This is a genomic window from Roseomonas elaeocarpi (assembly GCF_042433915.1).
Classification (GTDB): domain Bacteria; phylum Pseudomonadota; class Alphaproteobacteria; order Acetobacterales; family Acetobacteraceae; genus Roseomonas; species Roseomonas elaeocarpi.
This window is the reverse complement of record NZ_JBHLUN010000006.1, coordinates 208,929-234,184: the sequence shown is the minus strand read 5'-3', so window position 1 is coordinate 234,184 and position 25,256 is coordinate 208,929. Positions and strand designations below refer to the sequence as shown.

At 71.0% G+C, this 25,256-nt stretch carries 22 protein-coding genes; 10 read left to right on the top strand and 12 right to left on the bottom strand.

Features of this window, described 5'->3' with window-relative positions; all coding sequences use genetic code 11:
• Window positions 1-7 precede the first annotated feature (7 nt).
• The 5 genes from ACFFGY_RS09620 to ACFFGY_RS09600 form a co-directional block, all read right to left on the bottom strand.
• On the bottom strand, window positions 8-2,152 hold the full coding sequence (locus ACFFGY_RS09620; protein ID WP_377044369.1) for an RNA degradosome polyphosphate kinase: 2,145 nt from the start codon (window positions 2,150-2,152) through the stop codon (window positions 8-10).
• 68 nt (window positions 2,153-2,220) lie between these two features.
• On the bottom strand, window positions 2,221-2,955 hold the full coding sequence (locus ACFFGY_RS09615) for a P-loop NTPase family protein (protein WP_377044258.1): 735 nt from the start codon (window positions 2,953-2,955) through the stop codon (window positions 2,221-2,223).
• The gene (locus tag ACFFGY_RS09610) at window positions 2,952-4,175 is read right to left on the bottom strand and encodes an AI-2E family transporter (protein WP_377044257.1); all 1,224 of its coding nucleotides are present in this window, start codon (window positions 4,173-4,175) and stop codon (window positions 2,952-2,954) included. Before ACFFGY_RS09610 ends, ACFFGY_RS09615 begins: the two co-directional genes overlap by 4 nt.
• A gap of 170 nt (window positions 4,176-4,345) precedes the next feature.
• Window positions 4,346-5,041 carry a CDP-alcohol phosphatidyltransferase family protein gene (locus tag ACFFGY_RS09605; RefSeq protein ID WP_377044256.1) on the bottom strand — a complete coding sequence of 232 codons (696 nt, stop codon included), beginning with the start codon at window positions 5,039-5,041 and terminating at the stop codon, window positions 4,346-4,348.
• Window positions 5,025-5,780: a hypothetical protein gene (locus ACFFGY_RS09600; RefSeq protein ID WP_377044255.1), complete on the bottom strand. Its 756-nt coding sequence runs from the start codon at window positions 5,778-5,780 to the stop codon at window positions 5,025-5,027. The genes ACFFGY_RS09605 and ACFFGY_RS09600 overlap by 17 nt, the downstream gene beginning before the upstream one ends.
• Before the next feature lie 123 nt (window positions 5,781-5,903).
• Between ACFFGY_RS09600 and purM the strand changes: the two genes are divergently transcribed.
• The 3 genes from purM to ACFFGY_RS09585 are packed head-to-tail and all read left to right on the top strand — an operon-like array spanning window position 5,904 to window position 7,868.
• Window positions 5,904-6,977 carry a phosphoribosylformylglycinamidine cyclo-ligase gene (gene purM, locus ACFFGY_RS09595; RefSeq protein ID WP_377044254.1) on the top strand — a complete coding sequence of 358 codons (1,074 nt, stop codon included), beginning with the start codon at window positions 5,904-5,906 and terminating at the stop codon, window positions 6,975-6,977.
• Complete coding sequence (purN, locus tag ACFFGY_RS09590; RefSeq protein WP_377044253.1) at window positions 6,974-7,681, top strand: phosphoribosylglycinamide formyltransferase; 708 nt, start codon at window positions 6,974-6,976, stop codon at window positions 7,679-7,681. The genes purM and purN overlap by 4 nt, the downstream gene beginning before the upstream one ends.
• A 28-nt stretch (window positions 7,682-7,709) precedes the next feature.
• Window positions 7,710-7,868, top strand: a complete 159-nt coding sequence (locus ACFFGY_RS09585; RefSeq protein ID WP_377044252.1) for a preprotein translocase subunit SecE — start codon at window positions 7,710-7,712, stop codon at window positions 7,866-7,868.
• A 123-nt stretch (window positions 7,869-7,991) separates the two neighbouring features.
• On the opposite strand, the gene ndk is transcribed toward ACFFGY_RS09585, so the two are convergent.
• A complete protein-coding gene (ndk, locus tag ACFFGY_RS09580) occupies window positions 7,992-8,414 on the bottom strand; it encodes a nucleoside-diphosphate kinase (RefSeq protein ID WP_377044251.1) in 423 nt (140 codons plus the stop codon).
• A 207-nt stretch (window positions 8,415-8,621) separates the two neighbouring features.
• Here ndk and ACFFGY_RS09575 point away from each other — a divergent pair, with 207 nt between their 5' ends.
• From ACFFGY_RS09575 to ACFFGY_RS09565, 3 genes are all read left to right on the top strand, one after another.
• Entirely contained in the window at window positions 8,622-10,097 is a 1,476-nt protein-coding gene (locus ACFFGY_RS09575; RefSeq protein ID WP_377044250.1) for an AMP nucleosidase, read from the top strand.
• 260 nt (window positions 10,098-10,357) lie between these two features.
• Window positions 10,358-10,579, top strand: coding sequence for a hypothetical protein (locus tag ACFFGY_RS09570; RefSeq protein ID WP_377044249.1), 222 nt, complete (start codon window positions 10,358-10,360; stop codon window positions 10,577-10,579).
• Between the two features lie 71 nt (window positions 10,580-10,650).
• Complete coding sequence (locus ACFFGY_RS09565; RefSeq protein ID WP_377044248.1) at window positions 10,651-11,421, top strand: DUF6065 family protein; 771 nt, start codon at window positions 10,651-10,653, stop codon at window positions 11,419-11,421.
• A 19-nt stretch (window positions 11,422-11,440) separates the two neighbouring features.
• Here ACFFGY_RS09565 and ACFFGY_RS09560 read toward each other — a convergent pair whose 3' ends face one another.
• Window positions 11,441-13,087 (bottom strand): tetratricopeptide repeat protein, encoded by a 1,647-nt coding sequence (locus ACFFGY_RS09560; protein WP_377044247.1) that lies wholly within the window; start codon window positions 13,085-13,087, stop codon window positions 11,441-11,443.
• 358 nt (window positions 13,088-13,445) lie between these two features.
• Here ACFFGY_RS09560 and ACFFGY_RS09555 point away from each other — a divergent pair, with 358 nt between their 5' ends.
• Window positions 13,446-13,640, top strand: coding sequence for a hypothetical protein (locus ACFFGY_RS09555; protein ID WP_377044246.1), 195 nt, complete (start codon window positions 13,446-13,448; stop codon window positions 13,638-13,640).
• A 134-nt stretch (window positions 13,641-13,774) separates the two neighbouring features.
• On the opposite strand, the gene mtgA is transcribed toward ACFFGY_RS09555, so the two are convergent.
• Together mtgA and ACFFGY_RS09545 are read right to left on the bottom strand one after the other, a co-directional pair.
• Complete coding sequence (gene mtgA / locus ACFFGY_RS09550) at window positions 13,775-14,425, bottom strand: monofunctional biosynthetic peptidoglycan transglycosylase (RefSeq protein WP_377044245.1); 651 nt, start codon at window positions 14,423-14,425, stop codon at window positions 13,775-13,777.
• Between the two features lie 131 nt (window positions 14,426-14,556).
• A complete protein-coding gene (locus tag ACFFGY_RS09545; RefSeq protein WP_377044244.1) occupies window positions 14,557-15,912 on the bottom strand; it encodes a hypothetical protein in 1,356 nt (451 codons plus the stop codon).
• A 331-nt stretch (window positions 15,913-16,243) separates the two neighbouring features.
• Here ACFFGY_RS09545 and ACFFGY_RS09540 point away from each other — a divergent pair, with 331 nt between their 5' ends.
• From ACFFGY_RS09540 to ACFFGY_RS09530, 3 genes are all read left to right on the top strand, one after another.
• Window positions 16,244-18,058: a chloride channel protein gene (locus ACFFGY_RS09540; RefSeq protein ID WP_377044243.1), complete on the top strand. Its 1,815-nt coding sequence runs from the start codon at window positions 16,244-16,246 to the stop codon at window positions 18,056-18,058.
• A gap of 404 nt (window positions 18,059-18,462) precedes the next feature.
• Entirely contained in the window at window positions 18,463-19,731 is a 1,269-nt protein-coding gene (locus tag ACFFGY_RS09535) for a serine hydrolase (protein WP_377044242.1), read from the top strand.
• A gap of 583 nt (window positions 19,732-20,314) precedes the next feature.
• A complete protein-coding gene (locus tag ACFFGY_RS09530) occupies window positions 20,315-22,180 on the top strand; it encodes an ABC-F family ATP-binding cassette domain-containing protein (RefSeq protein WP_377044241.1) in 1,866 nt (621 codons plus the stop codon).
• A 16-nt stretch (window positions 22,181-22,196) separates the two neighbouring features.
• On the opposite strand, the gene ACFFGY_RS09525 is transcribed toward ACFFGY_RS09530, so the two are convergent.
• The 3 genes from ACFFGY_RS09525 to ACFFGY_RS09515 form a co-directional block, all read right to left on the bottom strand.
• On the bottom strand, window positions 22,197-22,667 hold the full coding sequence (locus tag ACFFGY_RS09525) for a hypothetical protein (protein WP_377044240.1): 471 nt from the start codon (window positions 22,665-22,667) through the stop codon (window positions 22,197-22,199).
• A gap of 156 nt (window positions 22,668-22,823) precedes the next feature.
• Complete coding sequence (locus ACFFGY_RS09520) at window positions 22,824-23,315, bottom strand: YcgN family cysteine cluster protein (RefSeq protein ID WP_377044239.1); 492 nt, start codon at window positions 23,313-23,315, stop codon at window positions 22,824-22,826.
• Window positions 23,316-23,498: 183 nt separating this feature from the next.
• A complete protein-coding gene (locus tag ACFFGY_RS09515; protein ID WP_377044238.1) occupies window positions 23,499-25,235 on the bottom strand; it encodes an SDR family oxidoreductase in 1,737 nt (578 codons plus the stop codon).
• Window positions 25,236-25,256 lie beyond the last annotated feature (21 nt).

Below are 25,256 nucleotides of genomic sequence, written 5' to 3'. Positions count from 1 at the left end.
CCTTTGTTCAGTCCTGCGCGACGCGGTCGCGCCGCCGCTTCGGGGGGATACTGCGCGCCGGCTTCAATGCACTGCCGCGGCCGGAGAGTGAAGGGTTGGTCATGAACCAGTCATGAGCCGAGAGCGGCTTCTCGCCCGGGTCCACCCGGCGGTACTGGCCGTCCGGCCCCAGCGTCCAAGACTGCGCGGTGTCCTTGAGGTTCACCACCATGATCTGGTCGAGGATCTGGGCGTGCACGGTGGGGTTTTCCACCGGCACCATGGTTTCCACCCGCCAGTCCATGTTGCGCGCCATCCAGTCGGCCGAGGAAATGAACACGCGCGCCCGCCGCGACGGCAGGCGGTGGCCGTTGCCGAAGACCAGGATGCGGGAGTGTTCCAGGAAGCGGCCGACGATGCTCTTCACCCGGATGTTGGAGGACAGACCCGGAACGCCCGGGCGCAGGCAGCAGATGCCGCGCACCACGCAGTCCACGCGCACCCCGGCCTCGCTGGCGCGGTAGAGCGCGTCGATCAACGCTTCATCCACCAGGGAGTTCATCTTGAGCCAGATCATGGCCGGGCGGCCGGCCTGCGCGAACAGGATCTCCTGCTCGATCAGCCCCATGATGGTGGAGCGCAGCGTCAGTGGCGCGAAGGCCAGCGCCTGCATCTTCTCCGGCCGCGCGTAGCCGGTCAGGTAGTTGAACAGCCGCGAGGCATCGCCGGTCAGCCCGGGATCGGCCGTGAAGAAGGAGATGTCGGTGTAGATGCGCGCGGTGACCGGGTGGTAGTTGCCCGTGCCGAAATGCGCGTAGGAACGCAGCTGCCCGCCTTCGCGCCGCACCACCAGGCTGATCTTGGCGTGGATCTTGAGGTCCACGAAGCCGTAGACGACCTGCACGCCCGCGGCCTCGAGCTGGCGGGCGATGGCGATGTTGCGCTCCTCGTCGAAGCGGGCCTTGAGTTCCACCATGGCGGTGACGGACTTGCCGGCCTCGGCCGCCTCGATCAGCGCGCGGGCGATCGAGCTGTCGCGCGAGGTGCGGTAGAGCGTCTGCTTGATGGCCACGACGTTGGGGTCGCGTGCCGCCTGCCGGATGAACTGCACCACCACGTCGAAGCTCTCGTAGGGGTGGTGGACCACGATGTCCTTGGCGCGGATCGCGGCGAAGCAGTCGCCGCCGAAATCCAGGATGCGCTCCGGGAAGCGCGGCGTGTAGGGCGTGAACAGCAGGTCGGGCCGGTCGTCCACGATCAGCTGCGTCAGGTCGCTCAGGCCCAGCAGCCCTTCCACCGTGAAGACGCCGCCGCGATCGGCCTCGGTTTCCTCGGACACGAAGTCCACCATGTCGGCGGGCGTGTCGGAGGTGACGGTCAGGCGGATGGCGCGCCCGCGCCGGCGGCGCTTGAGCGCCGTCTCGTAGGACCGCACGAGGTCCTCGGCCTCTTCCTCGAACTCCACGTCGGTGTCGCGGATCAGGCGGAACAGCCCGCGCTCGGCCTGGATGTAGCCGGGGAAGAGGTGCGGCAGGTTCATCGTGACGAGGTCTTCCAGCGTCACGAAGCGGATGCCGCCCTCGGGGCGTGCGGGCAGGCGGATGAAGCGGTCAACCTGCGGCGGCAGCGGCACCAGCGCCCGCATGGTGCCGCCATCCTCCTCGCGGATCAGCTTCAGCACGAGGCAGAGCGCGAGGTTGGCGATGAACGGGAACGGGTGCGCCGGGTCCACCGCCAGCGGCGTGAGGATCGGGAAGACGCGCTCCAGGAACCAGTTCTCGAGCCAGCTGCGCTCGCTCTCGTCCAGTTCCACCGGCTCCAACACCGAGATGCCTGCCTCGCGCAGCAGGACGCGCATCTGGCGCCAGGCGGTCCGCTGGTTCTCGATCAGCGCGCCGGCACGCTCGTGAACGGCGGCCAGCTGCTGCCCCGGCGTGGCCCCGTCGGGGGACAGCTTGGTCAGCCCCGCGCGCGCCTGCCCGGCCAGCCCGGACACCCGCACGGAGTAGAACTCGTCGAGGTTGCTGGCCGAGATGGCGATGAAGCGCAGCCGCTCCAGCAGCGGGTGATCCGGATGGGCCGCCTGCTCCAGCACGCGCTCGTTGAAGGCGAGCCAGGAAAGTTCCCGGTTGATGAAGCGCCACGACGAGGACGCGAGGTCGCCGCCCGGCATGTCTGCGGGCAGTTCCACGGGGACGGTCGGTGTGTCGGCTTGGCTGAGGGCGTCCATGGCGCCGGAGCCTACAGCAGGGTCGGCGTGGCGTTCGAGTCGTCGGCAGCGCGTGCCACGGAAACGTCATCCTCGTCCCCCAGCCCCCCGTCACCGAAGCCGGGAAGGTCGGACAACACCTGCCGGGCCAGGGCACGGGTCACGGCGCCGCCGGTGCCCATCGCCGCGCGGTCGAGCCGGGCCGCGGCCGAGGCGACCGCGGCGGCCTCGCGCGGCAGGCGGAGCAGCAGCCAGTCCTGGGTGGCGGCATCCACCCGCACCTGCCGTTCGGCGAAGTGATGGGCGAGCAGGGTCCGCAGCAGGGCTTCCGAGGGTTCCTCGACCTCCACCGCGTGGGTGGCGCGCAGCCGGGAGGCGAGGTCCGGCAGCCGCACCTGCCAGCGCGCCGGCGGCTCCCGCCCCGCCAGCAACAGCAGGGCACCGGCGCTGGCGCAGGCGTTGATCAGGTGAAACAGCGTTTCCTCGTCGGCCGGGCAGTCGGCGTCGTCCACGGCGGAGGGCAGCCCGTCGGGCACGCCGCGCAGCGTCGGGCCTTCGAGCACCCGCAGGCCCAGCCGCGCCGCGGCCTGCCGCAGCAGCAGCGACTTGCCCACGCCCGCCGGGCCGAACAGCGCCAGGCGCCCGCCCGGCCAGTCGTCGGGCGCGCCGAGCCAGGTGCGCGCCACGGCGTTGGAGCCGTCATGCATCACCGGCGCCCCGCGCTCGGGCGGCAGGGCCAGCGGCAGGGGCAGCTGTCGCCCGGTCATGCGCCGGTGCCCGTGCGGGGCGGGTCGAGGTAGAGGGGGCTCGCCAGGTAGCGGCGCAGCCAGTGACGGGCCACCACGCCGATCGCGGCGGCCATCGGCACGGCCAGCAGCACGCCCAGGAAGCCGAAGGCCACGCCGCCCGCGAAGAGCGCGAAGATCACCCAGACCGCGTGCAGCTCCACCCGGTCACCCAGGAGGCGCGGATAGATCACGTAGCCCTCGATCATCTGCCCGAACACGAACACCCCCGCCACCAGCGCCACGCCCTGCCACGCCCCGAACTGCCCCAGCGCCAGCAGCAGCGCCGTTACCAGACCCGTCATGGAGCCGACATAGGGGATAAAGGAGAGCAACCCCGACAACAGCCCGACGAGCAGCCCCAGCTCGAGTCCCACGGCCTGGAGCGCCACCGCATAATACACGGCCAACAGCCCGCAGCAGATCAGCTGTCCGCGCAGCCAGGCCGAAAGCACCCGGTCCATGTCGCGGCCGAGCGAGCGGGCGGTGGCGGTGTAGCGGCGCGGCAGCCAGGATTCGACCCGCAGCACCATGCGCGGCCAGTCGCGCAGGAGGTAGAAGCCCACCACCGGCGTCACCACCGCGTAGGTGAACAGCGCGTAGCCCACCGACAGCAGCCCCGAGGCGCCGCCCACGAACTGCGCCGCGGTGGTGGCGACGTAGCCCAGGATGGCGCCGGTCTGGTTCACCGCGAGGTCCTGCAGGCGGCTGTTCAGCACGTCGGGCCCCAGCCGCTCCGACGCCGCGGCCAGGAGGTCGCGCACCCCCTCGCCGATGCGGGCAGCGTAGGCCGGCAATCTTTGCAGCAGCACGCCGGCCTGGGAGATCAGCAGCGGGTAGAGCAGCAGCAGAGCCACCAGCGCCACGGCGCAGACCGCCAGGATCATCAGGAAGGAGGCGAAGCCCCGCGGCACGCCCAGCCGCGCCAGCCGCGTCGTCGGGGGATCCAGGAAGTAGGCGATGCAGCCGGCCAGCACGAAGGGCGTCAGGATCGGCGAGAACAGCCAAATCCCCACCAGCAGCGCCGCCACCGCCCCGAGCAGCAGGCCGATCCGCTGCCCCCGCGTCGCGGTCTGCGGGCCGCGCTGCGGCAGCCCGGCGCCCGCCAGATAGCCGGGGGGCAGGTGGGTGCCACCAGCCTGAGCCGGGTGGTTCAGCGCACCCGCCGGAACGCCCGGGCGGGCGCCCAGGGGCGATCCCACCGGAAGAGCTGCCGGGGAACCTCCCGGGGAACCCCCTTGAGCACGCGCGGGGGCGCCGTGCAGGGCCGCCCCGGCAGACGCACCGGCCGAGCCCCCCGCCGCGCCCGGGTGGAGCCCCGTTGCGCCACCGGCCTTGGGCGGCGGCGCCTGGCCGCCGGAACGGAAGGGCTTCATGCCGCCCCCTGCCCGCGCAGCACGGCACGGACATAGGCGGCGCCGGACGCCACGGTAACCGCGGCGGTGAGCCAGACCAGCGCGTCCAGCAGGATCGGCGCATCGATCCGCCAGCCCTGGAACATCAGCGCCGTGGCCGCGAGAAGGATCTGCAGGACCGTGTTCACCTTGGAAATGAAAAGGGGGCGGATCGCCGGCGGCATGCCCAGCAGCAGCAGAACCGCCAGGCCGCCCACGATCAGCACGTCGCGGAACACCACCAGGATGGCCAGCCAGTCCGGCAGAACCTCCGTCACGGCGAGCGCGACGTAGATGCTCACCAGCAGCGCCTTGTCGGCCGCGGGGTCCAGCACGGCGCCCAGCGTGGAGCGCGCATCGAGCCGGCGCGCCAGCCAGCCGTCCACCGCGTCCGTCACCCCCGCCGCCACGAACAGCAGGAAAGCGAGGTCGGGCCGGTGATGGATCACCAGCCACACCGTCGCCGGCACGGCGAGCAGGCGCGCGAAGGTCAGGATGTTGGGCAGCGTCAGCAGCGTATCGTGGCGATGGGGGTCCGCCGCGACGGGACCACGCCTCAGGGCCGCCAGGATCCCCGGCGCCCGCGCGGGCTCCGCCGGGCCGGCGCCCCGCGCGCCGCGGTCGACGCGCGAAGGCTGCGGCCGGTCTCGGTCGGCCTCAGGCGCCTCCGGCAAGGCCGATGCGCCAGGTGCCGTCGGGCGCCGGCTCCATCGCCACGCCAACCCGCGCGAGATCCGGCGCCGCGAGGTTCACCGGGTTGCGCAGCCCCAGGCGGAAGCGGGCGCGGTCGGTGGAGATGGCGCGCAGCTCGACGCTGGCGACGTCGGGATTGGCCAGCAGCCGGCGCCGCAGGTCGAGCCACTGGCCCAGCGAGCCGTAGCTGGCGGCGGCATCCACCCAGGAGGAGGCGGGCGCCCCGGCACTCACCGGCGGCGGCGTCAGCGTGCCGCCCGAGGAGGTGCCGGAGGAAATACCCGATGACGCGCCACCCGCCACGGCGGTGCCAGCGTCGCCACCCGGCGTGCGGCCGCCCAGCGCCGCCACCCGGCGGGGATTGAAGTTCACGGTCACCCGGCCGTTGAAGCCGGTCAGCGTCGAGCGCTCCTGCTCCACCACCACGGAGCTGACGAGGCCGTCGATCTGCCCCGCCGACAGGCCCTGCGGCAGGCCGAGCTCGGTGGCCATGCGGCCGTAGGCGATGCGCTGGGCGGAGGCGTAGGCGAGCTCGCGCGCCTTGACCGCGTTCTCGGCGGTGGCCTCGGCCGGCACGCCGCGCTGGCTGTAGCCGCCACCCGTGGGGGCACCCGTGCTGGCCGTCGCGGCGGCGTCCTGCGCCCGGGCGCCGCCGCCCGGCAGCGGCGCGGCGGCCAGAAACAGCGCCGGCAGCACCGAGAAGGCAGCCGCCCGCAGCACGGCGGTTGCGCGGCCGCCGCGAACGTGGTGTTGGCTTCCGCGCGCCTCGCGGCTCGGCAGTGGGTTCGGCATCGTCCGCCCTTTGAGTCCCGAACCATGGGGCATAGCCGATCGGGAGCGACCATGACCAGCCTGACCTATCGCGACGCAGGCGTGGACATCGAGGCGGGCGACGCGCTGGTGGACCGCATCAAGCCTTTGGCGAAGAGCACGAATCGCGCCGGCACCATGGGTGGCCTGGGCGGCTTCGGCGCCTTGTTCGACCTCAAGGCCGCGGGCTTCACCGACCCGGTTCTGGTGAGCTCCACCGACGGCGTGGGCACCAAGCTGCGGCTGGCCATCGATTCGGGCCACCATGGCGGGGTCGGCATCGACCTCGTGGCGATGTGCGTGAACGACCTCGTGGTGCAGGGCGCCGAGCCGCTGTTCTTCCTGGACTACTTCGCCACCGGCAAGCTGGAGGTGGCGCAGGCCGCCGAGGTGGTGTCCGGCATCGCCGAGGGCTGCCGCCAGGCCGGCTGCGCCCTGGTGGGCGGCGAAACCGCCGAGATGCCGGGGATGTACGGCAAGGGCGACTACGACCTGGCCGGCTTCTCGGTGGGGGCCGCCGAGCGCGACACGCTGCTGCCGAAGTCCGACGTGGGCGCGGGCGACGTGCTGCTGGGCCTGATCTCCACCGGCGTGCATTCCAACGGCTACTCGCTGGTGCGGCGCATCGTGGAAGCGGGCAATGCCGGGCTGAACGACCCCGCCCCCTTCGCGGCCGGCAAGACCCTGGGCGAGGCGCTGCTGGAGCCCACCCGGATCTACGTGAAGTCCGTTCTCGCCGTGCACAAGGCGGGGCTGCTCAAGGCCGCGGCGCACATCACCGGCGGCGGCCTGCCGGGCAACCTGCCGCGCGTGCTGCCGGCGGGCACCCTGGCCGTGGTGGACGGCGCCTCCTGGACGCCGCCCGCCGTGTTCGGCTGGCTGGCCCGCACCGGCAACGTCGCGGCGGAGGAGATGCTGCGGGTGTTCAACTGCGGCATCGGCATGGTGCTGGCCGTAGCGCCCGAGCACGTCGAGGCCGCCACGGAGATCCTGCGCGAAGCCGGCGAAACCGTGGCCGCGATCGGCCGCATCGAGGCCGCGGCCGAGGGCGCGGACGCCTCGGTGCGGGTCGACAACCTCCCGGCCGGCTGGCCCCTGCGCCCGTGACCGAACCCGCGGCCGCCCCGGGCGCCCTCCCCCGCGATGGCGGTCGGCCGCGCGTCGCGGTGCTGATCTCCGGGCGCGGCAGCAACATGGTGGCCCTCCTGGAGGCGGCGACCGATCCCGGCTACCCGGCGGAGATCGCGCTGGTGCTGTCGAACCGCGCCGATGCCGCGGGGCTCGCGCGGGCGGAGGCGGCCGGGGTCGCCACCGCGGTGGTGGAAAGCCGCGGCTTCAAGGGTGACCGGGCCGGCTTCGAGGCCGCGATGCAGCGGGAGCTGGAGCGGCACGGCATCGCGCTGATCGCCCTGGCCGGCTTCATGCGGGTGCTGACGGAAGGCTTCGTGTCCCGCTGGTCGGGACGGATGCTCAACATCCATCCCTCGATCCTGCCCTCCTTCCCCGGCCTCGACACCCATGCGCGGGCCCTGGCGGCGGGGGTGAAGCTGCACGGCTGCACCGTTCACCTCGTCTCACCCGGCGTGGATGAAGGGCCGATCGTGGCGCAGGCCGCCGTGCCGGTGCTGCCGGACGACGACGAGTCGCGGCTCGCGGCCCGGGTGCTGGAACAGGAGCACCGGCTCTACCCGGCGGCCCTGGCCTGGCTGGCCACTGGGCTGGCCGGAAATGGCCCGCCGCCGCCCGGCGCCTCGGGCAGCCTGGCAAACCCCTTGCCGCGCTTCGAGCCGCTGCCTACACGGGAAGGCTGAGCTCCAGCGCAGCAGAATTGGGGACAAGATGGCCGAGCCGCAGCATCAGATCGACATGGTGGCCGTGGGCACGGACGACATCCTGCCCGAGCGCCAGAACATCTGGCATCGCTTCACCACCGCCGTGACCTACGGAATCGGCGTCGTGGCGGTGATCCTGATCGCCCTCTACCTCGTAACGGGCTGAGGCGGGGAAACAGCGCCGGGGTCGCCTGCGCGGCGGATCAGCGGCGCGCGTCCGGCCCTCATGCGGGCCGGGGTGCGGCGGGGCCGCGGGGATGAACCCCGCGACGCCCCGCCACGATCAGGCTCAGCCGACGATCTCGAGGCCGGCGAAGAAGTAGGCGATCTCGATCGCCGCGTTCTCCGGGCTGTCGGAACCGTGCACGGAGTTCGCCTCGATGCTCTCGGCGAACAGCTTGCGGATCGTGCCCTCGGCGGCGTTGGCCGGGTTGGTGGCACCCATGATCTCGCGGTTCTTGGCCACCGCGTTCTCGCCCTCGAGAACCTGCACCACCACCGGGCCGGAGGTCATGAAGGACACGAGGTCGTTGAAGAACGGACGCTCCTTGTGCACGCCGTAGAAGGTCTCGGCCTGCAGCTTGCTCATCAGGATGCGCTTCTGCGCCACGACGCGCAGGCCCTGCTCCTCGAACACGGCGTTGATCTTGCCGGTCAGGTTGCGGCGGGTCGCGTCGGGCTTGAGGATGCTGAAGGTGCGCTCGGTGGCCATGGCGGGGTGTTCCGTTTGAAAGATTGAGGCGCGCGCCCGATAGGCTGCCCCGCGCCGGGGCGCAAGCCTCTGCCGCGTGGCGCTTCGGTGACGGGGCCGTGGCCCGAGGTCCCGCGGCCCGCCGGCCGGACGGCCGCTCCGCAAGGTTCACGGGGCCGACACACCACACCGGTTGCGGCACGCGGCGGTCCTCGTTTAACGATAAACATGAGCCACGACGCCACGCTGGAAACCGTCGCCACCCCCGAAGCCGCGGTGGAGCGCCTCGAAGCCCTTTACGAGGCCGCGCTGGAGGCAGAGCGCCTCGCGCTGGATCGCTTCACGCGCGACGGAACGCCCCCCACGGCTGAGGAGCGCGCCCGGTTCCGTTACCCGCTGCTCAGCCTGCGCTGGCAGGCCGACGGCCCCCTGCCCCGCAATCGCCGCGCCTGGGGCAAGCTGCAGGTCGAGGGCGACCACCGCACCACGGTGACCCACCCGGCGGCCTTCCGCGACTACCTGCTGTCGCAGCTGCGCCCGCTGGTGGAGGAATATGGCGCCACCCTGTCGGTGGGGCGGAGCGAGCAGGAAATCCCCTATCCCTACGTCCTGGAGGGCGGCGACGAGCTGGCGCGCGGCGGCGTGTCCGCGGCGGCGCTGGCACGGCACTTCCCGGTGCCGATGCTCTCGGCCGTGGGCGACGAGATCGCCGACGGGCTGTGGCACTACCGCGAAGGCGCGCCGCGGCCGCTGGCGCTGTTTGACGCCGTGCGCATGGACTACTCGCTGCGCCGGCTGGTGCACTACACCGGCACCGACTGGCAGGCGGTGCAGCCCTGGATCCTGCTGACCAACTACCAGCGCTACGTCGATCAGTTCGTGGGCTGGGCGCTGGCGGAGCTGCAGCGCGACGGCAGCCCCTATACCGAGCTGGTGCTGCCCGGCGGCAGCACCGTCACCCGCGACGACCCGCCAGAGGCCGCGGCGGAGCTGGTGGCGGCCGCCCCCTGGCAGCGCTTCCAGATGCCGGCCTATCACCTGCGGCGCGGCGCGGCGGGCGGCGGCGTGACCATCGTCAACATCGGCGTCGGCCCTTCCAACGCCAAGACGATCACCGACCACCTGGCGGTGCTGCGGCCGCATTGCTGGCTGATGATCGGCCACTGCGGGGGCCTGCGCGCCAGCCAGGAGATCGGCGACTACGTGCTGGCGCACGGCTACCTGCGCCGCGACAAGATCCTGGACGATCTGGTGCCGCCCGAAATCCCCATCCCCGCCCTGGCCGAGGTTCAGGTGGCCCTTCAGGAGGCGGCGGCGGCGGTCACGGGCGACCGGGGTGAAGCGCTCAAGCGCCGCCTGCGCACCGGCACGGTGGTGAGCTACGACGACCGCAACTGGGAACTGCGCTGGTCGCAGGAACGCCGGCGCATCAACCTGTCGCGCGCCATCGCGGTGGATATGGAAAGCGGCACTCTGGCGGCGCAGGGCTACCGGCTGCGGGTGCCCTACGGCACGCTGCTGTGCGTGAGCGACAAGCCGCTGCACGGCGAGATCAAGCTGCCCGGCGCCGCCACCGCCTTCTACCAGCGCGCCGTGAGCGAGCACCTGCGCATCGGCCTTGAGACCTTCGAGATCCTGCGCGAACAGCTCGGCGCACTGCATTCGCGCAAGCTGCGGGCCTTCGACGAGACGCCGTTCCGGTAAGGGTCGGACCGACGCCGGGAGAGCCGCGCATGGCACCTCCCGGCGCCTGCCGCGGCGCGGCGCCCGGTCAGGCCACGAGAAATCGGCAGGAGAATAGGAATATGTTCTTTACGCGCCGTTCCGAACTGCTATGATGCCTCTGTCAGCGGGCGAACTATGCCCGGCGACAACGCCTTCCAAAGCCTGCCCCGATTGATCGGTGGCAGGCTTTTTTGTTGCGCGTCGATCAACCCGGCGACCCCGGAAAAGGAACCCTGTCGATGACCACCGATTCCCGCCCCGTTCAGCTGCCGATCATCAACAGCCCCGTCGTGACCGATGCCGGCGTGGTCCGTCTCGGCGGCCAGTCCCCGGTCTTTGCCCCGCCCGCCATCGCCGACGGCGGCAAGGTCCGCCTGGGTGGTCAGAGCCCGGCCTTCGCCCCGATGGCCGTGGCCGATGCCGGCAAGGTCCGCCTGGGCGGTCAGAGCCCCGCGTTCTGATGCCAGCCCCCGGGGCAGCGGGTGCTGCCCCGGGAATGCTTCCAGCACTCCCCGGCCGACGGAAAATCACGATGACGGATTTGGCAGCTTCTCCACTGGTCCGCTTTTTCAAGGTCACCGAGGAAGGTCGCCCGCCGCAGCGCGCGGACCGCGCGGCCGGTGGAACGCTGCCGACCCGTGCCTTCCGCTACTGCGAAGCCGTGACAACCGCGGCGGCGCTCGGCTGGTACATCTTTCCGCCCATCGACTTTCAGCTCTACTGGGACGGCGACGAGATCCTCTGGACCTACGAGAATGCGGGAGGATGGTTCCCGCTCGGCGCTTCGCAGTTCCCCAACTTCCGCACGCAGTTCGACGATGCCGCGCCGGAGGAGATCAAAGGCTACTCGCCCACCTTCCTCGGCGCGCTGCCGGAACCTGGCGTGGTCCAGGTCTGGTCCGGCCTCTTCGCGCGCAGCCGCCCGGGCTGGAGCCTGCTGGTCAGACCGCCCGTCAACCTGCCTCGCAGCCGCGGCTACGACCTGTTCGAAGGCATGGTGGAGGCCGACCGCTGGTTCGGGCCGCTCTTCATCAACGTCCGGCTTACGCGAACGCATGCGCCCGTCGAGTTCGCCGCCAACATGCCGCTGTTTCAGGTTCAGCCCGTTCACCGCGCGTCCTACACGGATGAGAACCTGAACAGCTTCGCCGTCGAGCCGGGGTTGTCCTCGCTGGGACCCGGTGAATGGAGCGCCTACCACGAGACCGTGGTCTGGCCGAGCCAGAACAAGTGCCCGCACGGACGCGATGCCACGGCCGTTCGCAAGCGCCGGCGCCTGGAGATGGCCGACAGCCAGAACTGAGCGCTTCCCCGCCACCCGGTCACGTCAGGCCAGCGAGACGCAGCCCCGTGAGGTAATGTTCCAGGTGATCGCGCCGCTTGTAGGGCGACATGAGCCGCATCTTCCGCAGGGAGAAATCAGGCTCCAGGCTGAGGAGCCGTCCGAGGACGGCGCGCGCTTCCTCCCTGCGCCCCGCATGGGCGAGCGCCGCGATATAGGCCTTGAAGGCCGAGGTGAAGCGGGGGTGCATCTGCGTGACCTCGCGACCCAGCGCGATGGCGGCATCGTAGTCGCCCGCCAGCATGTGGACGATCACGAAGGCGCCGTCGCGAAAAAAGGCGTGCGGATCGCGCGGTGCCAGGCGGCGGCACCGTTCCAGCCGCCTGCGTGCCTCGGACAGGTTGCCCGCGTAGGCATGCGCCATTCCCGAGAAGTGCCAGGCGGTGGCCAGGCTCGGATTCAGCAGCAGCGCGCGCTCATGCAGTGCGATCGCTTCATCGACCCGGCGGTGCAGGAAGGCACGCACGTGGCCTGCGATGGTCAGGCCGCGGGCATCGTTCGGGTCCAGCAGGATCGCGCGTTCGGCCACCTCCGAAGCGCGCGCGAGGGCACGGGCGGGCTCCCGCAACAACACCTCGCCATGCGCGAAGATATGCCAGTGCGCCAGCCAGGCATAGGCCGCCGCGTAGTCCGGCTCCATGGCGATGGCACGGTCCAGGAGAGTGCCGGCCTCCAGGAACGCTTCCCGGTCGAGCCTGTAGATCGCCGGGATGGCGCGCAGCACCAGGTCGTAGGCCGTCATGTTCTGCGGCGGGCGTCGGCGTATCCGCTCCGCCTCGATCAAGAGGATCTCGGGATCGAGCCCTGCCACCACGGCTTCGGCCACCTCGTCCTGCAGCGAGAAGATGTCGTCGCCGGCGCGGTCGAAGCGCGCCGACCAGACCACCGCGCCGCCCTGGTCGAGGTCCAGGAGCTTCACCGTCAGGCGAAGCTGATTGCCCGCCCGCTGCAAGGTCCCGTCGAGGATGAAGTCGATGCCGAAGCTTTCGCGCAGGTTCGAGAAGCCGGTGTCCGGGTCGCGCACGGACACGCCCGAGATCACGGTTGTCCAGCGCAGCCGCGACAGGGCCGTGCTGATCTCATCGGCGATGGCAAGGGGAAGGTAATCGTCGAGTCCCGGCCCGATCGGCCGAAGGGGGCTGACGCCGATCACGGTGGTGTTCCGGACGCGCTTCACCGGCGCGGTATCGGGCGTCGGCGGCGCAGCCGACTTCCCCAGCGCCTGGGTCTGGAGGCGCCAGCGCGTCCTGGCCGCGGTCAGCCATTCATCGAAGGCAGGGTCCAGAGCGTGAAGATCGGTCAGCAACTCGTCATTGACGAGACCATGGAGGTTTGCCGTCGCCCCGTCGCGAACATCGGTCCACACCGCGTTGGGCTGTAGTTGCAGGCGGTCGTTCTCCTGCCGCAGCACCGCACTCAGACCGCTTCCGAGCACCTTCCTGATGTCGTGCAGGACGTCCCGCAGACGTGCCAGTGCCTGGGAAACCTCCATCCTGCTCCACAACAGGCCCGCGAGCTGCCGGCGCGGCATCCGCTGCCCGTCCGCCAGCGCGAGCATCGCCAGCACGGCCCGGGCCTTGCGGCCCTGCGGCAGCACGCTCTCGCCGGCGACGTTCCAGGCCTGCATCGGTCCTAACAGATGCAGCCTCAGAACAACATCTACTTGCATCGGGCACCGGGCTCTGGGAGGCGGATGCAAGATCGTCGCTGCCCAGCACCCGTGCCCGAAGGCAAGCGGGGTTGAGGAAGGAGAATCTTCACCACCCTTAGGTTTATATTCGATTCAGGTGACACAACCAACAGGTGACGTAACAGTTCGTGGTTGAACAGACCGTCATCATAGGACTATATTCATTTCCGTGGTTGTGACGGGCGACGCTTAAGCGACGCCTGCCGACGCCCAAGCGACCTGCGGGGCCGGCCGGAATCAGGCAGAACGGGGTTCAGCCGAACACGCCGACGTGACGGCCTGAACAGGACCCAAAATGCTCCGCGACAGTTCTTCTCCGCCCTCGCCGTCCCCGTTCGGAAGCGACAGCGCTGCCGGGAACGTCATCAGCGAGCTCGAGCGTATCGGGGCGGAAGCCTTCGAAGCGAAGCTCGACGCGATCGCGAAGATCCTGATGAACGTCGCGTCCATCCTGCGCTGCCAGCCCCACCTCCAGCTGCCCTCGACCTGAGGCGATGGCGCTCGTCCTCCTGCGCGCCCCGGCCGAATGCCTCCTCGCCGAGGCGGAGATGTCCGAAGCGCCTGCCAACGGGATGATCCCGGATTCCCATCCGTGCTCCCCTGATTTGCTGGCAGCCCTCGGGCTCAGCGAGCACAGTCCAGCAGCGGACCCAGCTGCCCCATGCGCCCCCGGATCACCGCCGCATGCCCCCGCAGGTAGCGGCCCGGGCGGCTGGCGGACCAGTTCAGAGGGCTGGGCAGCACCACCGCCAGCTGGCTCGCTTCCACGGCGGTCAGATCGCTGGCCGGCTTGCGGAAGAAGGCGCGCGACGCGGCCTCGGCACCGTAGATGCCAGGACCGAACTCCACGCTGTTGAGGTAGACTTCCAGCACGCGCCGCTTGGGCCAGAGCAGCGCGACCTGCGGCGTCAGCCAGGCCTCGATCACCTTGCGAACCGGATCGCGCCCCGGCCAGAGCAGGAGGTTCTTGGCGGTCTGCATGGTGATCGTGCTGGCGCCGCGCGGGCGTTCGCCGTCCAGCAGCGTCTCGACCTGCCCGCGCAGGGCCGGGATGTCGAAGCCGAAGCTTTCCTCGCAGAAGAAATTGTCTTCCGAGGCGATCACCGCCCGTGCCAGTGCGGGCGCGATCTGGTCGTAGGGCACCCAGTCATGCTGCCAGCCATAGCCCTGCACCAGGCGGATCAGCATCAGCGGCGTCGCCGGAACCGGCACCACGCGAAAGATCAGGATCAGCGCCAGCGGCCCCGCCAGCAGCAGCAGAACGACGGTGCGCAAACGCTCCCGCCAGCCGCCGGGCCCCTTCGCGCCGGTGCGGCGCCAGCGCGGCAGCACGCCCCGCAGGGACCGGGGCGGACGGGCCAGGCTCCGCCACATCCGGGCAGCCCGGCGGCCGGACGAAGCGACGCTCAGGAGTTGTCCGCGGGATCGGGGCGATAGGGCTGCATCTGCAGGCCCAGCAGCACGCCGGGCTCACCGTCGGGACCGCCCTGCGCCAGCGTCACGAACTCGGCCTTCAGCTGCACCATGGGTGCCTGGCTGTCGGCGGCGTCGGGGTCGTGGCCGATCCAGGTGATCTCGCCCTTTCCTTCCGTCAGCGGCGCGCCGAAGCGCCGCTCCAGCTGCCGCCGCACAACCTCCGGCATCGCGCCGGGCAGGAAGCGCAGCACCGTGACCTCGCCCACCTGCGGTGCGGACACCTCCGGCGCCGGCAGAGCGTCGGCGGGATCGGACGACCGGGCGGCGGGCTTTCCGGACGGCTCGGTCGGTTCGGGGAGGGGCACCGCGGCCTGGAGCGCGACGCAGTGGCGGAAGCTGTGCCGCGGCGGCACGGCCTGGCCGAAGGCGCGCAGGTCGGCCACGATGCCGATGTCGCAGCGTGGCGCCCGCGGGTCGCGCCGGACGCCGGCCGCCAGCCCCTCGAACATCCCGTAGCCGGCCGGGGTGGCGCGCAGCCCGGGCAGGGCGGCACGCGCCTCGGCCAGCGGCATGCCCAGCCGCAGCCCATCGAGCTTGGCCGTCCCCAGCACCGGCGGACCGCGGCGCGGAATGCCCTGCCCGACGGTGCCGAAGTCGTGCACGACCTCGCCATCCCGGCTGACGAGGCGGGCGGAGAGCAGGCGCGCCGCGATCGGCGCCCCGCGCAAGCCGGGCGGGTGCGGCAGCACGCCGCCGAACACGAAGCGCAATTCCAGCACCCCGTTCCAGCCATCGTCGAAGCGCGGGTCGAATCCCGCCGTGGCCATGCGGTCGTCGGCCTCGCCCTCGTCGGCGACCGGAACGGTGCGCACCGCCCCGGCATTGTTGAAGCGGAGGATGAAGCCGTCCGTGCGCCAGGTCGGGTCGCGCACCCAGAAGGACGGGTTGAAGTCCAGCGGCAGCCCGCCCGCGGCCGCGTCGTAGCGGCCGATTCCCGTTTGCACGCGCAGCAGCAGCGGCCGGTTGATGTTGAACCGCTCGAAGGCACCGCGCAGCTCGGCGGTCTCGTCGCGCAGGGCGGTGCGGTAGCGGGCGGCCGCGGCACCGGGCACGGGCGAGTGGGTATCGGGCGGCGGCACCTCGACCCGGGCCAGTGCCTCGAGATCGGGGCGCGTGTCGGTCAGGTGAGCATAGGCGAAGAGCACGTCCTGCGCGCTCAGCACCGCGTCGCCGTCTCCCGCCGCCGCGTTCTGCGGCCTGCCCAGGGCAGCGCGATGCGAGGTTTCGGCCGAAGCCGGCAGGATCAGGAGCAGCGAGGCGGCGAGCAGAACAACGAGACGGGGCATCGGACCGGCAGGTGGTGGAGACCGCAGGGTAGCCCCACCGGCCGGCCGACGGAACAGCGCGCGGGGAGCGGGCGCGGCAACGTGTGGAGGAGGAAGGGAGAGATGCCCGTCCGATTCCCTGCGCAGCGCCCGCCCGACCCGGCTCCGGACGCCGCGTCCACCGCCCCGCCGCCGCGACTTGCGCCTCCGTCGGGCGTCTTTTCCGGCCCGCCTGCCGTCTTCCGGCCCGAATGTGGTGCCAGTCCGTGGCGCGTGGTGGAAACGGTGCCGCAATGGGTTAGACCCCTGCTGCACCTGGTTTCACCGCCAGCCCGGAACTCTGTCGCCCGACATGAACCACGACCTCCGCCCCCGGTTCCTCCTCAAGGTGCCGCATCGGCCGAAGCTGCACTTCCACGTGCGTCCGGCGCGCGGGGCGGCGGCCATCCGCGCCTGGGTCCGTGGGCACGAGGCCGGCGTGGTCATGCTGGCGATCCTGACCGGCGTGGCGAGCGGCCTGGTGGCAGTGGCAATGGGCGGCGCGGCGCGCGGCCTGCACCTGCTGATGTTCGGCCCCTCCGGTGCCAACGGCCTCAGCATCATGCGCCACGTATCGCCGCTGGTGCTGCTGACGGTGCCGCTGGCGGGCGGCCTCCTGCTCGGGCTGCTTAACCTCCTGGTGGCACGCTGGCGGCCGCGCCAGCCGGTCGACCCCATCGAGGCCAATGCCCTGCACGGCGGGCGTATGTCGATGCTCGACGGCCTCGTGGTGGCGGTGCAGAACATCGTGTCCAACGGGTTCGGCGCCTCGGTGGGGCTGGAGGCGGGCTATACCCAGGCGGCGGGCGGCATCGCCTCACGGCTGGGACGGCAGTTCGGCCTGCGCCGCGGCGACCTGCGGGTGCTGGTGGGCTGCGGCGCGGCCGGCGCCATCGCGGCGGCCTTCGACGCGCCGCTGACCGGCGCCTTCTACGCCTTCGAGCTGGTGATCGGCACCTACGCCATCGCCAGCCTGGCGCCGGTGATCGCCAGCGCCGTGTCCGCCACGCTGGTGGCCCGGGTCCTGAGCGGCGCGACCTACGCGGTGGAACCGGGGGGCGTCGGCTCGCCGGACTGGCAGGGCTACGTCGCGGTGCTGCTGCTGGCGCTGGGCTGCGGCCTGCTCGGCATCGCCGTGATGCGCGGCGTGACCTATGCCGAGGTGGCCTTTCGCCGCTTCGTCCCGTGGGCCTGGCTCCGGCCGGCGGTCGGCGGGCTGGTGGTGGGCCTCCTGGCGCTCATCTCGCCCGTGGTGCTTTCGGCCGGGCACGGGGCGCTGCACTTCGCCTTCGCGACCGAGGGCGGGGCGCTCGGCATCCTCGTGCTCGCGGTGCTCAAGACCGCGGGGGCGATCGTGTCGCTGGGGGCCGGTTTTCGCGGCGGTCTGTTCTTCGCCTCGCTGTTGCTGGGCGCGCTGTTCGGCAAGCTGTTCACCGTGGCCGTGGGCGTCCTCCTGCCCGGCGTCCCACTCGACCCGCTGCTCATGGCGCTCACCGGGATGAGCGCCTTCGGCACCGCCGTGGTGGGCGCGCCGCTGGCGATGACGTTCCTGGCGCTGGAAACCACCGGCAATTTCGAGGTCGGCGGCGCGGTGCTGATGGCGGTCACCGTGGCCGGCCTCGTGGTGCGGCGGCTGTTCGGCTACTCCTTCGCCACCTGGCGCTTTCACCTGCGGGGCGAAACCATCCGCTCGGCCCATGACGTGGGCTGGCTGCGCGATCTGACGGTGGGCAAGCTGATGCGCCGCGACGTCCGGACGGTGCGCGACGACACGCGCATGTCCTCCTTCCGGCGCGACTACCCCCTGGGCTCCACCGCCAGCGTGGTGGTGGTGGACGCGCAGGGGCGCTACGTCGGCATCGTTTCGGTGCCCGAAGCCTATACGCCCGACCTGGCGGCTGAGTCGGTTGCGGAACTGCTGCACCTGCGGGACCGGGCCCTGGTCCCGGCCATGAATGCCAAGGAGGCCATGGCCGTCTTCGATACGGTGGAGGCCGAGTCCCTGGCCGTGGTGGACGGCGCCGACAGCCGCAAGGTGCTGGGCCTGCTGACCGCCAGCCACCTCCTGCGCCGCTACGGCGAGGAAGTGGAACGCCGCCGGCGGGAAGAGATGGGTCTCGCGGCCTGAACACCGTTGCGCCGAAGCGGCTTTTCCTGACCGCCGCCGCCCGCCGCACCGTCCATCAAAGGCCCCACCGGGACGCCCATGGGATCGCCCATGCGAATGCCCACTGGCATGTAGGATCAAAAGGTCCAGCGCGACGCCAAGCAGCATCCGGCGGTCGCTGCTGCTCCGACGGCGGAGAAACGTCGCGCCGTAACTGTACATCCCGTCATGTATCGCAAAATCTCTTCCGCACGTCGCACTTCAAAATCCCGTGCGCGAGCTGTGGCTTACAGGTCTCGCCCGTCCCGAAATCTCCACGACAACATGGATCGGCGTTCATCCATGGTTGCCACTGCACGGCGCGGGCGTGCAGTTCCGAACCGACGGCCGTGCTTCGGGGGAAGTGCCGGTCGAGGGGGTTCTGCATGATCGAGACCGGCGTTGCCTTGCGACGCTGCGGGCGCGTCCTCGCGTTCGTGGCGGCGGCCAGCTTCTGGCTTTATTCCGGTGCCGCCCGGGCGCAGGTCGGAAGCGACCGCTATTCCTCGATCGTGGTGGATACCAGCACCGGCGCGGTGCTTTCGGCCTCGGCCGCGGATGAGCTGCGGCACCCCGCCTCGCTGACCAAGATGATGACCCTCTACATGCTGTTCCTGGCGCTGGAGGAGGGCAGCGTCTCCACGGCGACCCGTATCCCGGTGTCGCGCCACGCCGCGTCGCAGCCGCCCTCGAAGCTGTGGCTCAAGCCCGGCTCCACCATCACCGTGCGCGACGCGATCCTGGCGGTGGTGACCAAGTCGGCCAACGACGTGGCCTCGGCCGTGGGTGAGTTCCTGGGCGGCGGCAGCGAGCGGCGCTTCGCCAACCTGATGACGTTGCGAGCGAGGTCGCTCGGGATGAGCCGCACGGTGTTCCGCAACGCATCCGGCCTGCCCGACCCGGGGCAGGTCACCACGGCGCGCGACATGGCACTGCTCGGCCAACGCCTGATCAGCGATTTCCCGCGCCGCTACAGCTACTTCTCGACGGCCGGGTTCAACTGGCATGGGCGGCGCATCAACGGCCACAACCGCGTGGTGGAACAGTATGAGGGCGCCGACGGTATCAAGACCGGGTTCATCAACAGCAGCGGCTTCAACATCGTGGTCAGCGCGGCCCGCGATGGCCGGCGGCTGGTGGCGGTGGTGTTCGGCGGCGCCACCAGCAACGAGCGCGACCGTCACGTCATGGCGCTGATGGACCGCGGCTTCGGCACCACCGCGGTGCCGGTGGACACCGAGATGCGCGTCGCGCGGGCGCCCGTCTTCCCGGGGCTGGCGGGCTCGGCCAGGGCGGCGACGGTGCTGGCGCCGCTGCCCGAAACCAAGCCTTTGCTGCGTCGCGCCACCGCCGCGGTGCGGCTGCCGCCACCCGTGGCCCCTTCCACCACCGTCCGCACGCCCCGGACCGCCGGAAACCCGCACGCAGGCTGGGCGGCGCAGGTGGGCGCCCTGCCCTCCGCCCGCACCGCCCGGCAAGCGGTGGCTGACGCGCGTCGTCACGGCGCGGGCCGGGGCGGTCGCAGCCTGGTGGAACCTGTGCGGGTGCGCGGCGCCACGCTGTTCCGCGCGCAGATCGCCGGCCTGACCCAGGCCGAAGCGAGACAGGCCTGCCGGAAGCTCAGGCCACGCGCCTGCATGGTGGTTGCCCCCTGAGGTCACCGGACCACGTCCGTCGCGCCTTCCGTCGCGGTGACATGGAAGCCGGGACGGGTCGGACGTCTCCCCGCTCTGACGCTTGAGGGCAACCGCAGCCCTGCGCATGAGGGAGAAGTCGATCGCGGGTGACACGCCCCCTCACTCGATCAAACCAGGAACATCCGGAACCTTCCTACAGCCGCACCCCCCTCATGGCGCTCCGTAAAGAACAACCAAGGGGCGATAAAGAGACGAGGAAGTACGTTACTTTGCTACCACAGGTAGAAAATACGTCGATCTTCTTTACACGGGTCCCAAGATGTTCTGGCCAACGCTCTCCAGACCAGATTTCGGTGCAAAACTGAATCCAATTAACTTGGAGTATGAACGGTTGTGGAACATCGCCGCCCAGCCTGACGAAGGGTCCTTAGGGCTACGCGGTTGTTGGACCACCCTCCTGCCGTACAGCCCCGGGGCGTGCCCAGCGGGAGCGGACCGGCGCCGCTGCAGGGAACACCCAGGGCCATGCATCAGGCACAACCCCGGTGCCGCCAGGAGGGAACCGCTTCAAGACCGCGACGATCGGCTCTAGAACCCGCGCATGACCGTTCTCGCCATCAACGACATCACGGTGCGCTTCGGCGGGCGAACACTGCTGGATGGCGCATCGCTCCAGCTCGATCCCGGCCACAAGATCGGCCTGGTCGGTCGCAACGGCGTCGGCAAGTCCACGCTGTTCCGGGTCCTGACGAACCAGCTGCAGCCCGATGGCGGCGAGGTTCGCCTCGCGGCCAGGGCCCGCATGGCCTACCTCGCGCAGGAAGCGCCGAGCGGCGAGGGCTCGCTGCTGGACACGGTGCTGGAGGCCGATACCGAGCGCGCGGCGCTGCTGGCGGAACTGGAGGGCGGGGCGGAGCCGCTGCGCGAGGCGGAGATCCACGAGCGGCTGCGCGCCATCGGCGCCGACGCCGCGCCGTCGCGCGCCGCCACGGTGCTGGCCGGCCTGGGCTTCGACGCGGCGGCGCAGGCGCGGCCGGTGGGCGAGTATTCCGGCGGCTGGCGGATGCGCGTGTCGCTGGCCCGCGCCCTGTTCCTGGAACCCGACCTGCTCTTGCTCGATGAGCCGACCAACCACCTCGACCTCGAGGCGACGGTGTGGCTGGAAGGCTGGCTGAAGCGCTTCTCGGGTGCGGCCATCATCATCAGCCACGACCGCGACCTGCTGGATCGCTGCGTGGACGGCATCGCGCACCTGGATGCGGCCAAGATCACCACCTATCCCGGCGGCTATTCCGAGTTCATCCGTATCCGCACCGAGCGCCGGGCGCAGCAGCTGGCGGCCAACGCCAAGGTGCTCGCCGAGCGCAAGCACATGCAGGCCTTCGTGGACCGTTTCCGCGCCAAGGCCTCCAAGGCCCGGCAGGCGCAGTCGCGCCTCAAGGCGCTGGAACGTCTGCCGCCGGTGGAAGCGGTGATGGAGGAGCGCTCCGTCCACTTCTCCTTCCCCGAGCCGGCCGAGGTCGCGCCGCCGATCCTGACCATGCGCGAGGCCTCGGTGGGCTATGACGGCCGCACCATCCTGCGTGGCCTGGACCTTCGCCTGGACAGCGAGGACCGCATCGCGCTGCTGGGCGCCAACGGCAACGGCAAGTCCACCCTGGCCAAGCTGATCGCCGGCCGCATGACGGCGCAGTCCGGCGAGGTCCGCCGCACGCCGCGCCTGAAGGTCGGCTTCTTCGCGCAGCACCAGGCGGAGGAGCTCGACCTCGACGGCACGGCGCTGACGCATATGCAGCAGGCCATGCCCAAGGCCACGGAAACCCAGTGCCGTGCGCAGCTCGCGCGCTTCGGGCTGGACGAGGACCGCGCCACCACGCCGGTGCGCGACTGCTCGGGTGGGGAAAAGGCGCGGCTGCTGCTGGCGCTGTGCACCCGCGACGCGCCGCAGCTGCTGATCCTGGATGAGCCAACCAACCACCTGGACATGGACGCGCGGGAATCGCTGATCCGTGCGCTGGCCAACTACGGTGGCGCGGTGCTGCTGATCACCCACGACCCACGGCTGGTGGAACTCGCGGCCGACCAGCTCTGGCTGGTGGGCGACGGCACGGTGCGCCCCTACGACGGCGACATGGACGACTACCGCGCCTACCTGCTCGATCGCGCCCGTCCGGTCGCGAAGGACAGCGCGCCCGCCGGCAAGCGCGACGATCGGCGGGAGCGCGCGGCGAACCGCGCCGCCCTGGCCCCGCTGCGCGAGCGGGTGCGGGAGATCGAGGCGCGGATCGAGAAGCTGAAGCTCGAGGACGGACTGATCGAGCGGAAGCTCGCGGACCCTGAGTTCTACACGAAGCGCAAACCTGCCGACATCACCTGGGCCAATACCCGGCGGGCCGCGATCGCCCACCAGATTGGCGTGCTGGAAGAAGAGTGGCTGTCGCTCAGCGAACAGCTCGAGGCGGCCTGAGGGTCGCCCGCGGGGCTCAGCTCCGCTCGGGATGAACGATCGCCGCCTGCTGGCCGGCAAGGCCCGTGCCCTGCCCCAGCACGATCGTGCCATCGGCCTGGGGCACGGCCAGCGGCGCGATCACCACCGGCGCGCTCCCGCTCTCGGCGAAGCCCAGGCGGTCCGCCACCCGGCTGCTGACGTTCAGGGCTGGCCCGTCCTCACCCGCATTGGTGGCGCGGACGCGGACCAGCGCCCAGCGGCCGTTCCGGGGGTTGGTGACACGCGCTGTTGTGCCGACGGGCAGGCTGTTGCTCGCGGCGAGGTCGGCGGCGCCACCCCGGACGTCGTCGGGGTTCACGCCCGGCAGCCCGCCCCGGTACACGAAGGCATGCGCCTGCTGTTCCCGACCGGAGCGATCAACCTGCGGGCGGTCCGCCCAGGCCGGCTGCGCCAGCACGGACAGCGTCAGGAGAGCACTGCACGCGAAACCCTGCCAACCCTTCATCCTTCTGCCCTCCCGAGCCTGTTCCGTTAAAGCTGTCTGTTAAGACGCTCTCGGAAAGCACGGGTTTGCTTCAGATCAGGGGATTGGGATTCCTGTCCCGACACGAGATCGGGAGGTTGTTTGATTACAGCAACATCCGGAGTCGACGCCGTCGGCTCAGCGGCCGCTTCGCTTCCAGCGCACGCGCGGTGTCTCCTCGGAGGGCCAGAGGCCGGGCCATTCCACCACGTGATCCTCCAGCGCACCCGCTTCGCGCTCGCTGACCACGCGGTTGCGCACCGAAAGCCCCGCCTTCTGCACGGTGTCGTAGGTGCCTGAGATCAGCGGGTGCCAGGACGGCAGGTCGGAGCCTTCCGCCACCAGGCGATAAGCGCAGTTCGGCGGCAGCCAGTCGATACGGGCCAGCCGCGCGGGGGTCAGCTTGATGCAGTCCGGGACCTTGGCGCGCCGGTTGGCATAGTCGCTGCACAGGCCCGTACCGGTGTCGAGCAGCCGGCAGGCCACCTCGGTCCAATGGATCTCGTCGGTGTCGTCGTCGCGGATCTTGTGAAGGCAGCAGCGCCCGCAGCCGTCGCAAAGGCTTTCCCATTCGGAACGGCTCAGGGCGCGGAGGGGTTTTGCCTTCCAGAAAGGCAGGTCGGCATTCATTGCCGCAGGATGGGGACGAGGCGGCAGCGAAACAAGGCCTGATTGCAGGGGGCCGGGATGCCCACCCTGAGATGCCTGTCACCAAGGGGCAGGCACCGGGCAGGCCGCTGAACGGCGACGCGGCGCCGGACGGTGGTCCGGCGCCGCGTCAGACCAAGCCTCCGAGTCAGGCGCGGCAAACCATCACGCCGATCGGCGCAGCCCGCGCAGAAGATCACCCAGGAGGCTGCCGCCCCGCTTGCGGGCATAGTCGGCGTAATCCGCCGCCTCGTCGCGCAGCGTGTCCAGCGTGCCGCGGGCCTGCTTCCTCAGATCGGAGGTGTCGTGCCGCGCCCGGCGGAAGAGGCCCTTCGCCTGATCGTTCAGCTCCTGCGCCTGGGAGCCGGCGCGGTCACGCCAGTCCGCCGCGCTGCCGCGCGCCTGGCTGCGCACTTCCTGGAGGCGTTCCGCGAGGTCGTCCACGCTGTGGCGGGCGCGTCCGAACAGGGAATGCGCTTCCTTGCGGGCACGGCCGCTGTTCTCCTGCGCGCGGTCGGTCAATTCCTCGACCTCCTCGCGCAGCCGGGCCAGCAGGCTGTTGGCGCCGCCGCGCAACCCGCGGGCGCGGTCCTGAGCCTCGTCGCGCGCCTGCCCGAAGAGCGACCAGGCCCGCTTGTGCTCGCGCTTCGCTTCCGCCTGGGCGCTGCCGAACAGCGAGGCCAGCAGGCTCTGCCCCTGCTCGGCGCGGTCCGAGGCCTGGGACACCAGCTGGCGGCCGCCCTTGCGGACGCTGTTTCGCAGGTTGCGCAGATCGTCCTCGTGGTCGCTCAGCAGCCGGCCGCCGAGGCGGCGGGCCCGGTTGCCCAGCGAACCGGACTGGCTTTGCGCCTGCTCGAGCAGCCGGGCTGCGCGGCTGCGGCGCTGATGCCGCAGACCGAGCGAAACGCCCAGCACCAGGGCGCCGACGCCGAACAGGATGCCCGTGGCACCCAGCGGATGCATCTGCGCTTCCAGGAAGTAGGAGGTTCGGCGGGTCATCGGTTTGTCCTTATAGGAGCCGGTTTCCGCGAGGTCGGCGCGCGGCTCGTACAGGTTGTCGTGGCGGTCCTTGCGGCCCGGGTCCTTGCGGGTCTGCGCCTTGCTGGCGGTCGCCTCCATCAGGAGGTCCGTCAGGCGCGGGAAGTGGTTGCCGAGCAGCGAGATCGCGTAGCCGCCCATGCCTACCACCAGGGTGCGCGGCGCATGTTCCGCGGCGTGCAGGATGGCCTTGCCCACGACGCGCGGGTGATAGGTCGGCGGCGGCAGGCTGAGGCCGGGCGTGTCCGTGTGGTTGCGCGAGTGTTCCGGAAACAGCGTGTCGATGGAGCTGGGCTTCACCAGCGTGACCCCGATGGGGTAGCCGGCCGACTCGTATTCCATGCGGAAGGTGTCGGTGATGCCCTTCACCGCGTGCTTGGCCGCCGAGTAGGTGCCCTGCAGGGCGATGGTGCGGTCCGACAGCACCGAACCCACGTTGACGATGACGCCGCCGCGCCGCTTCAGGTGCTTCGCCGCCGCCTGGGTGCCGTTGACGACGCCCCAGTACAGGACGTCGAAGGCCCGTCGCTGATCGGCCAGCGGCGTGTCCTCGACCGTGCCGTACATGCTGCCGCCGGCGTTGTTCACCCAGGTGTCGAAGCCGCCGAACACCTCGATGGCCTTCTGCGCCGCCGCTTCCACGGCCTCGGCATCGGCCACGTCGGCCACGGCGTACTCGGTGCGGCCGCCACGGGCCCGCAGCTCGTCCCGCAGGGAACGGAGCGCGTCCTCGTTGCGCGCCACCAGGAACAGCGAGGCCCCGCGCTCCGCGGCCATGCGCGCCGTGGCGAGCCCGATGCCGGAGGTGGCGCCGGTCAGCACGATGACCTGATCGCGCACTGGCTTCAGGTGGAGCTTGGGCATGGGCGAAACGACTCCGTTGTT